General features: G+C 40.7%; 13 protein-coding genes and 1 pseudogene. 5 read left to right on the top strand and 9 right to left on the bottom strand.

The genetic code is table 11. From position 1 onward, the window contains the following. Positions 1 to 172: 172 nt before the first annotated feature. From AC3WR0_RS05070 to ftsE, 5 genes are all read right to left on the bottom strand, one after another. Positions 173 to 1,366: a PDZ domain-containing protein gene (locus AC3WR0_RS05070; RefSeq protein WP_492551280.1), complete on the bottom strand. Its 1,194-nt coding sequence runs from the start codon at positions 1,364 to 1,366 to the stop codon at positions 173 to 175. 166 nt (positions 1,367 to 1,532) lie between these two features. Next, positions 1,533 to 2,984: a S41 family peptidase gene (locus tag AC3WR0_RS05065; protein WP_492551279.1), complete on the bottom strand. Its 1,452-nt coding sequence runs from the start codon at positions 2,982 to 2,984 to the stop codon at positions 1,533 to 1,535. A gap of 217 nt (positions 2,985 to 3,201) precedes the next feature. Continuing rightward, the gene (locus AC3WR0_RS05060) at positions 3,202 to 4,554 is read right to left on the bottom strand and encodes a murein hydrolase activator EnvC family protein (protein ID WP_492551278.1); all 1,353 of its coding nucleotides are present in this window, start codon (positions 4,552 to 4,554) and stop codon (positions 3,202 to 3,204) included. 149 nt (positions 4,555 to 4,703) lie between these two features. Further along, positions 4,704 to 5,597, bottom strand: coding sequence for a permease-like cell division protein FtsX (gene ftsX, locus AC3WR0_RS05055; RefSeq protein WP_492551277.1), 894 nt, complete (start codon positions 5,595 to 5,597; stop codon positions 4,704 to 4,706). After that, positions 5,587 to 6,273, bottom strand: a complete 687-nt coding sequence (gene ftsE / locus AC3WR0_RS05050; protein ID WP_492551276.1) for a cell division ATP-binding protein FtsE — start codon at positions 6,271 to 6,273, stop codon at positions 5,587 to 5,589. Before ftsE ends, ftsX begins: the two co-directional genes overlap by 11 nt. Positions 6,274 to 6,722: 449 nt before the next feature. On the opposite strand from ftsE, the gene AC3WR0_RS05045 reads away from it, so the two are divergent. Next, positions 6,723 to 7,256, top strand: coding sequence for a YceI family protein (locus AC3WR0_RS05045; protein WP_027322475.1), 534 nt, complete (start codon positions 6,723 to 6,725; stop codon positions 7,254 to 7,256). A gap of 305 nt (positions 7,257 to 7,561) precedes the next feature. On the opposite strand, the gene cccB is transcribed toward AC3WR0_RS05045, so the two are convergent. Both cccB and AC3WR0_RS05035 read right to left on the bottom strand, forming a co-directional pair. Then, complete coding sequence (gene cccB / locus AC3WR0_RS05040) at positions 7,562 to 7,903, bottom strand: cytochrome c551 (protein ID WP_492551275.1); 342 nt, start codon at positions 7,901 to 7,903, stop codon at positions 7,562 to 7,564. Positions 7,904 to 7,953: 50 nt separating this feature from the next. After that, positions 7,954 to 8,817, bottom strand: coding sequence for a YitT family protein (locus AC3WR0_RS05035; protein ID WP_492551274.1), 864 nt, complete (start codon positions 8,815 to 8,817; stop codon positions 7,954 to 7,956). A 274-nt stretch (positions 8,818 to 9,091) separates the two neighbouring features. Here AC3WR0_RS05035 and AC3WR0_RS05030 point away from each other — a divergent pair, with 274 nt between their 5' ends. Then, complete coding sequence (locus AC3WR0_RS05030; RefSeq protein WP_492551273.1) at positions 9,092 to 9,811, top strand: NAD(P)/FAD-dependent oxidoreductase; 720 nt, start codon at positions 9,092 to 9,094, stop codon at positions 9,809 to 9,811. Here AC3WR0_RS05030 and AC3WR0_RS05025 read toward each other — a convergent pair. Next, positions 9,771 to 9,893 carry an FAD-dependent oxidoreductase gene (locus AC3WR0_RS05025; RefSeq protein WP_492551272.1) on the bottom strand — a complete coding sequence of 41 codons (123 nt, stop codon included), beginning with the start codon at positions 9,891 to 9,893 and terminating at the stop codon, positions 9,771 to 9,773. The two genes, AC3WR0_RS05030 and AC3WR0_RS05025, sit on opposite strands and share 41 nt — an antisense overlap. Positions 9,894 to 9,919: 26 nt before the next feature. Between AC3WR0_RS05025 and AC3WR0_RS05020 the strand changes: the two are divergent. The 3 genes and pseudogenes from AC3WR0_RS05020 to AC3WR0_RS05010 form a co-directional block, all read left to right on the top strand. Further along, positions 9,920 to 10,729, top strand: a pseudogene (locus AC3WR0_RS05020) (oxidoreductase dimerization domain-containing protein); the annotation flags it as partial. A gap of 123 nt (positions 10,730 to 10,852) precedes the next feature. Then, positions 10,853 to 11,089: a sulfurtransferase TusA family protein gene (locus AC3WR0_RS05015; RefSeq protein WP_492551376.1), complete on the top strand. Its 237-nt coding sequence runs from the start codon at positions 10,853 to 10,855 to the stop codon at positions 11,087 to 11,089. Between the two features lie 7 nt (positions 11,090 to 11,096). After that, positions 11,097 to 11,531, top strand: coding sequence for a DsrE/DsrF/DrsH-like family protein (locus AC3WR0_RS05010; protein ID WP_492551375.1), 435 nt, complete (start codon positions 11,097 to 11,099; stop codon positions 11,529 to 11,531). Between the two features lie 507 nt (positions 11,532 to 12,038). Here AC3WR0_RS05010 and prfB read toward each other — a convergent pair. Continuing rightward, positions 12,039 to 13,152 (bottom strand): peptide chain release factor 2 gene (gene prfB / locus AC3WR0_RS05005; protein ID WP_492551271.1). Its coding sequence is split into 2 segments (ribosomal slippage): positions 12,039 to 13,079 and positions 13,081 to 13,152, totalling 1,113 coding nucleotides; the frame shifts between segments, so codons are not numbered across the junction. Between the last annotated feature and the right edge of the window lie 187 nt (positions 13,153 to 13,339).

The raw sequence follows: 13,339 nt of genomic DNA, 5'->3' as shown, positions 1-13,339 counted from the left end.
GACTATTATTTTCCCCAACTAATTATATTCAATTTACATTTATTAACACCCTTTTAACTTTTTACCAAAAATATTATTTCCTTCTACAATATTCCCCTTGACTTTAACCTGAGCTTTTTTCCATGATAGAAAATAAAAAAGCAGCAATACATATGTATCACTGCTTACTAAATTATTGAACCTTCTCAAGCTGCTTTCTTTCTTCTTGAACAAAAAGGATTCCCAATTCGTAATGATCACCCTCATACAATGCCCTTTGCACAAAACGAATTTGTCCGTTTGTATCAATTACTTCAAGCTTGCAGTGAGCACGGTTTTTTTGAAGGGCTTCGTAAAAGCTTTGTTCATCACGAACATTTACTCCGTTAACTTTAGTAACTAGTTCTCCAACCTGAAGCGCCATTTTATGTGCTGGGCTGTTTGGGATGATCCCCAAAATCATCAGGCCATGATTCTTTTTGGAAAAATAGAAAGGCAGATTTTCATCTTTAACCCTTTGAATTAATGCAAGCAATTCTCTTCCTATAACAGCAACAGCAGCTGCCACGATTGATAAAACAGGATACCAATACCCTGCAATGGAAATAAGCAGTGCCAGCACACCCAAACCTATTACTCTCTTACCTTGCGTTTGTACGGCTTCTTTCGGAAGCAGTCCTTGGATTTGCTGATTATAGCCAATGGCAAAAGGCACTAAAAGAAGGGAAAATCTATGTTCCCCAAGAGAGAAAACAGGCCACCACTCAAAAGGCAGATGAAGGATATTCCCTGGGATTAGCATGAACAGGGGAAGGATCCAGAGACGTTTAACCTCATGAACACCGACACGCTGTCCTCTCTTACTAGTTATTAGCTTAGGTGAAGTTCCATTGCTTCCATTTTTAAAAATAAGAATACCTTCAGCTATTAATAACAGGGCCAATATAATGGCCACAGAAGGATAAATAAGCTTGTCCGCCTCAGCGAAAGACTTCGTAAAAAGTGGAACACTCCATTTATTTTCAGAGATAATTATTAATGCAAAAAATGCTGCACCTACTGCATAAGCAGGAGCCATTAACCTTAGACTAGCTGTTAGATTTAAAAGAAGTGTAAATACGGCAATCAGTAAAATTGCTGCAAATGGCACGGTAATTCCTGCTGCCAAAACTATAACTGATAACACCAATCCTATTAATATTCCAAGAGGAAAAAGTTGTCTCAATTCAAAAAACGCATCAAACGCCCGAACATGAAAGTTTTTCCGTTCCCGTTTCACCCTCAAAACTCCCAGTATTCCAGCCAAAACAATTAAATAATACAAAACGGGATGCAGAAACATTCTGCCTGTCCCTTTTACTATTTCTACAAGCCAATCCTGCAGCAATCCCGCCACCAACCTCTAAGTTCAATTTTTAAAATAGCGGGCACTTTTGCCGGCTACTTCACTTTATCTTATTCTATCAAAATGCTTCCATAAAACCTATTGATTGTTACAGAAAACAAAAAGAAAAAGCAGGAAAAGTCCCTGCCTTTTCTGAAACTATTATTTTCTATTTGGATACAAGCTTCAATGCTGTCTTCAACTGAAGGTCATTCTTTTCTTTCTTGAGCTCAATACGGACCTCATCTTCAAGCTTTATGGCAGTTTTCGGACCTATCTCTCCGGTAGGCTTGAGACCATTTTCCTGCTGGAACGCTTTGACTGCTTTTTCTGTTTCCACGCTAAAGTAGCCATCGGTACGGCCTGGTGCAAAACCAAGTCCCTTTAAAATTTGCTGGGCGTTTTTAACCTGTTCGTTATTCATATCCTGTTCTAGCTTTTTATCTACCTGAAGAGGGTGAGTATCGAAAATTTTCGGCTGTTGGACCTTTACTGTTGGTTCAATTCCCTTTTTATGAATCCAGTTTCCGTCCGGTGTGAGCCATTTAAATAATGTTAATTTAATATTGCTGCCGTCACCCATAGGGACTGCCTGCTGTACTGTGCCTTTACCAAAGGTCTTTTCCCCTACAAGCGGATAGTGCTCCGCTTCCTTTAGGGCACCCGCCAGGATTTCAGATGCTGACGCACTTCCTTTGTCTACCAGAACTGCGACCGGATAGGCTTTTTCTTTTTTCAAGGTAGTAAAATAACGATCTTTCTGGCCATTCCTTTTTTCAATTTGCACCATTGGCTTGTCATCTGTTACCAATTCGCGCATTATTTCTTCAACACTAGAAAGAAGGCCACCCGGGTTGCCTCGAACATCAAGCACAAGCCCTTTAATTTCTTCATCCTCAAGCTTTCCTAACTGTTTTTTGAAATCAGCAGATGTGTTCTCCGAAAATGAAGTAATTTGGATATAACCGATTTTCTTTCCATTCACTTCTTTAATTTTAGAATTAACGGTTTCAAGTGGTATCTCATCTCTTTTAACGTTGATTCCGATGGGATTAGTTACACTTTTACGTTTTATTTCCAGCTTTACTGAAGTCCCTTTCTTGCCCCGGATTTTTAATGTTGCCTGGGTAAGATCGAGACCATCAAGGCTCTGCCCGTCCACCTTTAAAATTTCATCATTCGGCTTTAAACCTGCTTTTTCAGCGGGGGAATTTTTAAATGGGGAAATAATAACAATCTTCCCATCCACCTTACCCACCTCCGCTCCTATTCCTTCAAAAGAAGAATCTAGTGCCTGATTAAATTGATTGGCAGTTTCTTTATCCATATAAACGGAATAAGGATCCTTCAGTGTAGCGAGCATTCCCTGAATAGCACCTTCTGTCAGTTGATCCCGGTCAACTTTCTCAACGTACCTACTTAGGATAAGTTCATATGCCTGAGTCACTTTATCAAGATTTTCCGTATCTGTCTGCTTACTTTGCGGCAGTTTATTGCTTTGTACAACAGCATTATTTAATGCTGTTGCCTCCGTCTCCGTCCACTTTATCCCGGCGTATGTACCACCTGCTCCTGCCAGCATGGAACCTGTCATCATCAAGGCAATCCATTTTCGACTCATTCTCCATCCTCCTTTTTAACTCCTGTTTAAATAATAAAAAGCATCAGCCGGAAAATGCGATGCCTGGTTACTAACATATATGTAAAAAGGGGACGAGTTATGAGAACTTTCATCTTCTGTATCTTTCTGGAAATCTGAAATTATAGTTTTTTATTTTGATAAACTTGGGTAAATAAAAAAGGAAGAAGCAAATGCTTCTTCCTGAGCTTAGTTAAGCCTAACTTACTGGAACAATCCCAATTGGGTTAATTGCATTAGATTTTGCAGCGTTCCATTCGCCTCTGTGAAGTTCAAAGTGCAAGTGCTTGCCTGTTGAATCTCCAGTATTACCCATTATACCGATTTGCTGGCCCTTAGAAACTGCGCCGCCCTGTACTAAACGGGCTTGCAAATGAGCATACAGTGTAGTATATTGCTGGCCATCAATATAGTGGGAAATTAGGATACAGTTTCCATAGCTGCTGGAAACGTATGATTTGATAACAACTCCATCAGCTGCTGCAAATACAGGTACATTTGGAGCTCTGTTACCAAAGTCTATGCCAAAGTGCATTCTGCCCCAACGGCCTCCAAAGCCAGATGTAAGAACACCAATGGTTGGCTTCGTAAATGCTCCGCTAGATACTGGAGCTGAAGCAACTGGTGCTGCTGGCGCTGGATCAGAGGATTCACTGCTGCTGTTACTGCTGCTGTGATGACTTCTAGCCGCTGCTGAAGCCGCTGCCGCTTCAGCCGCTTTTCTTGCAGCTTCCTGACGCTGCTTTTCAAGTTCTGCCGCACGCTGAGCTGCACGCTGTTGTTCTAATTGAATAGCTTGCTGTATAGCCACTTTTTGAGCAGCAAGGATTGAGCTTTCCTCTTCCATGCCAAGCTTTTCATTTTCTGCTTCATGTTGTTGTTTTTCTAAGCTTGCTACCAGACGGTTCTGTTCATCTACCTGACCGTTCAGCTTTTGTTTAAGTGTTTGCAGGCCACTTACCATTTTTTGCAGGCTGGCAAGATCACTTTCAACCTGAGCTGTTTTCTTTTCAACATCAGCCTTATCACGTTCATGCTGCTCTACAATGCCACGGTCAGCTTCAATCAGCGATGCAACCGCATTGGCACGATCCACAAAATCACTAAAGTTTTGAGATCCCATTAAAACATCAAGATAGTTAACCACTCCGCCGTTTTCCTGATAATTACGGGCCCGGTCCTTTAACAATTCATTTCTTTGCTTAATTCGTTTCTTTAATATATCAATCTCGCCATTAAGCTTTACAATTTGAGCTTTAGTCTCAGCAATTTTATTTGTTTTTTCGGTTATTTTATCACTGGTATCAGCGATTGCCAGTCCGATCTTTTCAATTTGTTTTTCAGCATCGTCCTGTTGATTTTGCAATCTGCTAATCTCTTGATTTTTTTCATTGATACCCTTAGCTACATCTGATTGTTTATTTTCAATTTGTCTTTGTTGCTCATTAAGTGATGTTGCTGAGGCTGCCTCTGTTTTTAGTGAAATGCCTCCAAATAAACTCCCTATACCTACCGTTGCTGCAACGGTAAGTGTCATTAATGATTTTCTCAATTTCCGATTTCTCCCTTCCACTGTAAGCCTATGTATAGGTAAATCGTTTCTTTATTGATAAATTCAAACTTTTTATGGTGAAAATAAGTCTAATTTATTACATCTGGATGGGCCGGATTAACCAGCCCTCCAGATAAGTAGATAATTTGCTAGACTTTAAGGAATTTCCTAACGGACATTAAGCTTCCCCATACCCCAATGATGGCACCCATTAAAACAAGCAGACCTGAAACCTGATAAATAAATGGTTCGAATGAAATTAGCTGCATGAAGTTGCCTTTTAACTTTGGCTCTAGGTAATCATAAGCATAATAGTAAGCTGTAGAAACCAATATAATCGGCAAGATGGCCCCTAAAATTCCAAGCCAAAGTCCTTCAAGGAAGAACGGCCAACGGATAAAGGAATTAGTTGCCCCTACCAGCTTCATAATGCGGATTTCCCTTCTTCTCGCTACAATCGTGATTTTGATTGTATTAGAGATAAGGAATACTGCTGTCAGCAGCAATCCAACAATTAAAGCAAGACCCACATTCCGGCTCGCCCCAATGAACTTGAAGAGCTTTTCAACCTGGCCTTTGCCATATTTAACCTTGTACGCATAATTCATATTTTCTATTTGTTTTGCCACAAACACGGTGTCTGTCGGTTTTTTCGTTTTTACGATAAATACATCGTTTAACGGATTGTCCTGTTCAAAAAGCTTAAACGTTTTTCCTTCATCCCCAAGACTCTTAATTAAATTCTTCAATTCTTGTTCTTTAGATGAAAACTTGACGCTTTTGACTTCCGGAATTTGCTCAATCTGATTCTGTAATTTCTGCTGATCTGCTTTATTTGCAGCAACATCGATGTGAACGCGAATTTCCACGTCCTCCTCAATGGTTTGTGCCACTTTGTTAAGATTCATCATAATAACGAAAAAGACGCCGACTAATATTAAGGTAACGGTGACTGCTCCAACAGAAGCAAATGTCATCCATCCATTCCTGCTAATGCTTTTAAAACTTTCACGTGCGTGGCGGCCGAGAGTTCTAACCTTCATAACCGTAATCACCTCGCTGCTCATCACGTTCAATTTTACCTGATTCAATAGCAATAACCCTGTGCTTATTTGTGTTTACGATGTCACGGTTATGTGTTGCCATGACTACTGTTGTACCACGTGTATTTATTTCCTCAAAGATGTTCATTATTTCCCAAGATGTTTCAGGATCAAGGTTTCCTGTAGGCTCATCAGCAATCACCACTTTGGGAGAGTTAACAATTGATCGAGCAATTGAAACCCTTTGCTGTTCGCCTCCTGAAAGTTCAGTCGGCATCATTCTAGCCTTGTGTTTTAAGTTTACAAGGTCGAGAACTTCCATAACCCGCTTTTTGATATACTTCGGATTTTCCTCTATTACTTCAAGTGCAAAAGCGACGTTCTCATAAACCGTCAGCATTGGCAGAAGCTTAAAATCCTGGAAGACAACTCCGATATTCCGGCGGAAGATGGGAACCTTTTTCATTTTAAGCCTTGCTATATTTACACCATTCACTAAAATAACGCCAGAAGAAGGAACCTCCTCGCGGTACATCATTTTAATGAAGGTTGACTTACCTGCTCCACTTGGCCCTACTACATAAACAAATTCGCCCTGATCAATTCGGACGTTAATACCATTAATGGCGGTTACACCATTAGGGTACTTCTTCATTACTTCTTGCATTTCTATCATTTATAATCACCTGAGGTTTGTATTACCTAAAAAGGTTTCATTTTGTTTGGATAGAAATTTCCCAATTGACAAAATGTGTGTTTTTTCGCACAAACCCATTATAACATCTTAATCTATCAAAAAGTGGGTTAAAAATATTACAGTTTCTTTTCAAAAACAGTAATAAAGACCTACTTTTAACCAACACAGCATTGTTAGGCCATTAATTTCTATATATATATAGTATTCACAACTGGAAAATCCATCATCTAGTTGGATACTCTTTAAAAACTATTATTCTTGTATATAACGAAAAAATGACAAAATAAACCCCGATAATATGGCGGAAAAATGACGAAAAATCCTAATAATTTTCAGAATAATCATTTGACAAATTAGTGAATAATCAATTATACTTTATCTTGAATTAAATAATCTCAAATTCGAGATAACTATTGGAGGAATATAAAATGACAAAAACAAAATGGACTGTGGACCCAACTCACAGCAGCGTTGATTTTTCCGTTCGCCACATGATGATCGCCAATGTAAAAGGTGCTTTCCATCAATTTGAGGCTCAGGTTGAAGCTGATCCTCAGGATCTTACAACAGCTGATATTACTTTTACTGTTGATCTATCAAGTGTTGATACTCGAAATGCCGATCGCGATAACCATTTAAAATCGGGGGACTTCTTTAATGTCGAACAAAATCCAAATATGACATTTAAGTCCACTTCAATCGAAAAGAAAGATGAAGGCGAATACGCTGTAACTGGTGATTTAACACTCAATGGAGTAACAAAACCAGAAACTTTCAAAGTAACATTTGAGGGCCAGGGTAAAGATCCATGGGGTAATGAAAAGGCTGGCTTCAGTGCAGAAGGCGCAGTTAACCGCAGCGACTACGGTTTAACTTACAATGCAGCACTTGAAACTGGTGGGGTATTAATTGGAGACAAAATCAAGGTTTCCCTTCAAATCGAAGCATCAAGAGCTGAATAATATTTATGAAACACAGGGGCTTTTGTTCCTGTGTTTTTTATTTGGCATGGTGAGTTGCATAAGATGAGAAGGGAATCCACTCCCTTTCCGCGGACGAACTTGCAAGCCTCCTCGCTCCTGCCTCACTGCAGGGTCTTGCCAGCCCGTCTTTCCGCAGGAGTGTCGCAGATTCCCCATAGTTTAAGCTTTTCAGCTTAAGTGAAAGTACTAACTTTTTTATCAGATTTATACTTTCACATCCCTTTTTATCCTACAAACAATAAAAAACGCCCTATACGAAAGTACAGGACGCTTTTGACAAATCTTTATTTTTTCTTGGAGAGCCAGTCTGCAACCTTTTCTAGCTCATCGCCCTTGATTAGGCCAGCAGGCATTCCACCTCGCCCTTTTTCAATGGTTGTTTTAATTTGATCTTTTGATAAACGTGAGCCTACATCAGCTAGTTTAGGTCCCATTCCGCCCTGAAGGTTTTCACCATGGCAGGTGGAGCATTTTTGAGAGAAAATTTTGGCTGGGTCTCCAGCGGAGGCACTTTCTTTTCCTCCCTTGTCGTTACTTCCACCGTCGTTACTTCCACCGCCGCCGCAGGCAGCAAGCGCAAGAACAAGTGAAGTTCCCATAAACAATGCAGCTAATTTTTTCTTCACTAATTATTTACCCCTTTCTAAATGTGAATTTCTAGATAATTATACCAATCCTACGCTTTTTTGAAACCCTCACCAAGTACCTCGGAGGCATCCATAACAACGATAAAGGCAGATGGGTCAAGGCTTTTTACCAGTTGTTTCAATTTCGTGAACTCCGTCTGATCAACCACGCACATCAGTACAGGCCGTTCATTATCAGTAAAACCTCCGTATGCAGATAGTTTGGTCACACCACGGTCGATTTTATTCAAAATACCTTCACGAACTTCTTCCTGCTTGTTGGTAATAATCATCGCCATTTTTGAGCGGCCAAACCCTACTTGTACGGCATCGATGGTCTTGCTTGTAACATAAAGGGCAATTAGTGCGTACAATCCCCTTTCAATATCAAAAACAACTGCAGCAATTAATACAATAAAGCCATCTATTAAAACCACACAGGTACCAAGGGTGAAACCAGTGTATTTATTGATGATTTGCGCCGCCAAGTCAGTTCCGCCTGTAGATGCCCGCCCTCTAAATACAATGCCAAGTCCCAATCCGACTCCTATTCCCCCAAATAAAGCTCCAAGCAAAGGCTGATGAGTCCAAGGTTCAATCCCGCTTGAGAGAAATACAACTGCAGGGAGAAAAATAGTTCCTACGAGTGTTTTTACCCCAAATTGCTTCCCCAGAAAAATAACACCTGCTATAAATAATGGAATGTTAAATGCCCATTGGACAAATGCAGGCTCCCATCCTAAAGTGGCGTGAAGAATCGTACTTATACCGCTAACTCCGCCCGAGGCAATTTTATTAGGAAGCAAAAAGACATTGAAAGCCAGGGCTACAATAGCCGCTCCAATAAGCACATAAATATATTCAAGAATGATTTCAATCCGGGAATCAGCCGGAAGAACTGCTTTTCGTCTCATTTTTTAGACTCTCCTATTTCCTTCATATTATATGTTGTCCGAAATAATCGAAAGTGAGTATAGCATGGCATGCATCTGCTGTAAATGCCATCCAACTAATGCTTTAAAGGAATAAAATTATATATTTGTGTCTATTTTTTGAAGTAAAGTGTGAACGATTTTTGACACTAATTCTATACCCGTACCCCTATATGTAATTTCGTTATATACTTCACGTGTAGGGGAAACACCCAGCTATTTAAAAAAATAAACTTCTTGAAGGAAGGGTCATCATATGAACAAAAAAATTATTATTGTCGGCGGTGTAGCAGGCGGGGCAACAGCAGCTGCAAGATTAAGAAGATTAGATGAAGAGGCTGAAATCATTCTCTTTGAACGGGGCGAATTTATCTCCTTCGCAAACTGCGGACTTCCATATTATATTGGAGGCACGATTCCAGAGCGCAGCAATCTGCTTGTTCAAACTGTGGAAGGAATGTCCAAAAAATTTAATCTCGACATTCGCAATTTAAGCGAAGTAACAGCCATTAATAGAGAACAAAAAACAGTAACAGTTAAAAATGTTATAACTGGCGATCAATACGACGAATCATATGACTTTGTTATCCTTTCACCAGGAGCAAGCCCAATTAAACCTCCTATTCCTGGGATTGATGAGGCAGAAGGTATTTTCACTTTAAGAAATATTCCTGATACAGATAAGATCAAAGCATTTACAGACAATCACAAACCCAAAAATGCTGTGATAATCGGCGGCGGTTTTATCGGAGTCGAAATGGCTGAGAACCTATGGGACCTTGGCATAAAAGTCACTCTTGTTGAAATGGGAGACCAAATTATGGCCCCTATCGATTATGAAATGGCAGCAATTCTGCATTCCCATCTACGCGAAAAGGGTGTTAACCTGATACTAAAGGATGGCGTTTCATCCTTTAAAACCAAAGGAAAGACCGTTATATTAAATCCTCTGTTTGCAGATATTCATTTACTTTAATGCCGCCGCGCTCGCCAACTTTTAATCCTGCCCCAACAGCAAGCTGGTTCTCCGGTTTAACCCCAATTGCAAGGATTATCATATCTGTTTCAATCGTACGTCCGCTCAAGTATTTATGCAATTGGGGATGCAATCGAGGTTACCGATTATATTAACGGCAAGCCAACCCAGATTCCATTAGCATGGCCAGCCAATCGACAGGGCCGGGTAGTTGCAGATCATATTATCGGCCGCTCTGCGAGATATGCAGGAACGCTTGGCACTTCCATTGCAAAAGTATTTGATATGACCGTTGCTGCAACAGGCAACAATGAAAAAACTCTTAAGCGTGTTGGAATGGATTATGAAGTGGTACACGTGCACCCTGGCTCCCATGCCGGCTATTATCCAGGAGCCTTCCCAATTGCACTTAAGCTCATTTTTGAAAAAGAAACAGGAAAAATCTTTGGAGCGCAGGCAGTTTCCTATGATGGAGCTGACAAGCGGATTGATGTTATTGCCACAGCAATCAAGGGCGGTCTGACTGTATTCGATCTTCCTGACCTGGAGCTTGCCTATGCACCTCCGTATTCTTCAGCAAAAGACCCGGTCAATATGGCTGGATACGCTGCAACGAATATTGCAGAAGGACTTGTTGAAATGGTGCAATGGCACGAAATTGATGAAATCGTCACAAACGGCGGCATGCTGATTGATGTTCGTGAGCCAATTGAGCGGGAAATGGGCTTTATCAAAGGCTCCATCAATATTCCTTTAGGAGAACTTCGTGACAGAGTCAGTGAACTTCCAAAGGATGAAATAATCTATGTCTCCTGCCAGGTGGGCCTTCGCGGATATCTTGCCGCAAGAATCCTTCAACAGAATGGCATTAAAGTGAAAAACCTGGATGGTGGATTCAAAACCTATTCAGCAGTATTTGAACCAGTATCAGAAGATGCATCTATAAGCGACTCAGGTGAATTAGAAACACCGGGAAATACGAAAAAGCCAATCGAAACCATTTTAGTTGACTGTTCAGGTCTGCAGTGCCCTGGACCAATCATGCAGGTTTATAAAACGATTGATACTATGAAACCGGGCGAGGTTCTTGAGGTCCTTGCAACAGACCCTGGTTTTGCGAAAGACATTAAAGCATGGTCTTCTAAAACAGGGAATCCTTTAATTGAATCAAAATTTGAAGATAAAAAGTTTAAAGCCTTTATTGAAAAAGGCGGTGAAGTCTCCTCTCCAGCTGTATCAGGTGCTGGTAAGGATGGAACAACAATGGTAGTCTTTTAGCGGCGACCTGGATAAAACCATTGCTTCTTTTATCATCGCCTGCGGTGCTGCAGCAACGGGCAAAAAGGTAACCATGTTCTTCACCTTTTGGGGATTAAATGTCCTGCGGCGTGCGGATGCCCCGCATGTTGAAAAAGATATGATGGAAAAAATGTTTGGTATGATGATGCCTAAAGGTGTCAATGAGCTTCCGTTATCCAAAATGAACATGGGCGGCATGGGCGCAAAAATGATCAATCACGCCATGCACAGAAAAAATGTGGACGATATAGCTACTTTAATGAGAAACGGTATGGATGCAGGAGTAAAACTTGTCGCTTGTTCCATGTCCATGGATATTATGGGCATAAAACTGGAGGAACTGATCGACGGAGTTGATATTGGCGGTGTCGCATCCTATTTGGGAGACGCAGAAGAATCTAGTTTAAACCTGTTTATCTAATCGTGTAGGCCGCCCTCGGGCGGCTTTTTACATTTAAAACCATAATTTGGAGGATAATCCAAGAAAATTTTATTTTTTGTATGACATATAGCGACAAAGAGAAGGTTTCAAGATATAGTATTTTCACCTAGAATTGTAGTCTTTTTTAACGATATACAGGGATTTGCCTGGAAAAACCGCCATCTTTCGGCACATACAGCAAGCGACTTTGCGGAATTTGTTGGAAGTTTTATTGTTTATTTTTGTGAGAATGGCGGTATTATCTAGGTATAAAATAAATAAAGATTATAAACGTCCCAGCCAGTGTTAACACCATCGACTTAAATTCAATTATTAATGGAAATTTTAATAGAAGGGGTGTTTTCTCATGAAAATCAAAGCGGGATCTTGGAAAATGCTAAGCGCCCAGGACAAGCAGTTTATCCTAAAGGTGCTTTGCGAACGATCAAAATACAAAAAAAGTGCATAAATTAATAGCCTTTGCCGAAATGGCAAAGGCTTTATTTTTTATTCTTCCTTATATGCGAGTTTAGAGCGAAGATAAGCATTGATAAAGACATCAATGTCGCCATCCATTACGCCCTGAAGGTTGCCGACTTCAGTATTGGTACGGTGGTCTTTTACCATGGAGTAAGGGTGGAATACGTAGGAACGGATCTGGCTTCCCCAGCCGATTTCCTTTTGCTCGCCTCGAATTTCAGCAAGCTGCTTCTCCTTCTCCTCAATTTCGCGCTGGTAAAGCTTAGCTTTCAGCATTTTCATCGCGGTATCGCGGTTTTTAATCTGAGAACGCTCAGTCTGACAGCTTACAACAACGCCTGTTGGCATATGTGTAATCCTGACGGCGGAGTCAGTGGTATTAATATGCTGACCGCCGGCACCGCTTGCACGATACGTATCAACTTTTAAGTCCTCAGTGCGGATGTCAATTTCAATATCATCATTTAGTTCCGGCATAACTTCACAGGAAACGAAGGAGGTATGGCGGCGGCCTGATGAGTCAAACGGAGAAATCCTAACCAAACGGTGAACGCCTTTTTCCGCCTTTAGGTAACCATAGGCGTTATGGCCTTTAAAGGAAAGGGTAACACTCTTGATTCCTGCTTCATCACCTGGAAGATAGTCAAGAGTCTCTACTTTAAAGCCCCTCTTCTCACCCCATCGAGTATACATACGAAGCAGCATGGAACCCCAGTCCTGGGACTCTGTTCCGCCTGCACCCGGGTGAAGCTCAAGGATGGCATTGTTTCTATCATATTCCCCGCTAAGGAGAAGATTCAATTCGAATTGATTTAAGCGTTCGGTTAACTCTGCAAGTTCGGTTTCAAGCTCCTCCTGCAGCTCCGCATCGCTTTCTTCTTTGACCAGTTCATAGGTGAGTTCGATGTTCTCATATATTTCATATAAATCTTTAAACTCAACGACCTGGTCCTTCAAGCTGTTTGATTCGCTGATAACAGTCTGTGCAGCCTGCTGGTCATTCCAAAAATCAGGCTGGAGCATGATATCATCTAACTCAGCTATTTTGGCTTCCTTATTTTCGAGGTCAAAGAGACCCCCTAAAGTCCGCTAAAATTTTAGCTGATTTTTCAAGCTCATTTCTTATACTTGCTAATTCCATTTCAAAGTCACCTCTATAAAAATTTCTGTATCATAGTTTATTCGATCGGTGTTAATTGTTCTTCATCTATTATAACGGTTTGGAGTGAATAAATTCAAAAAGTCGTAAGAAATCGGTGTTCGGGCCGCCCCTGCAAAATTGTTTGCAGAATTACGATATGCAAGTGGAGCAATCAATTCACTCGAAT

The sequence above is a fragment of the Neobacillus sp. FW104-15D2 genome, assembly GCF_058790155.1.
The sequence above is the reverse complement of the archived record's forward strand: the minus strand, read 5'-3'. Positions and strand labels throughout refer to the sequence as shown.

Bases quoted from the DNA above. Each gene is read 5' to 3' on its own strand.
- ftsX (WP_492551277.1), bottom strand. From the start codon at position 5,597: ATGAAGGTTAGAACTCTCGGCCGCCACGCACGTGAAAGTTTTAAAAGC.
- ftsE (WP_492551276.1), bottom strand. From the start codon at position 6,273: ATGATAGAAATGCAAGAAGTAATGAAGAAGTACCCTAATGGTGTAACC.
- AC3WR0_RS05035 (WP_492551274.1), bottom strand. From the start codon at position 8,817: ATGAGACGAAAAGCAGTTCTTCCGGCTGATTCCCGGATTGAAATCATT.
- AC3WR0_RS05030 (WP_492551273.1), top strand. From the start codon at position 9,092: ATGAACAAAAAAATTATTATTGTCGGCGGTGTAGCAGGCGGGGCAACA.
- AC3WR0_RS05045 (WP_027322475.1), top strand. From the start codon at position 6,723: ATGACAAAAACAAAATGGACTGTGGACCCAACTCACAGCAGCGTTGAT.
- AC3WR0_RS05065 (WP_492551279.1), bottom strand. From the start codon at position 2,984: ATGAGTCGAAAATGGATTGCCTTGATGATGACAGGTTCCATGCTGGCA.
- AC3WR0_RS05015 (WP_492551376.1), top strand. From the start codon at position 10,853: ATGCAGGTTTATAAAACGATTGATACTATGAAACCGGGCGAGGTTCTT.
- AC3WR0_RS05025 (WP_492551272.1), bottom strand. From the start codon at position 9,893: ATGATAATCCTTGCAATTGGGGTTAAACCGGAGAACCAGCTTGCTGTT.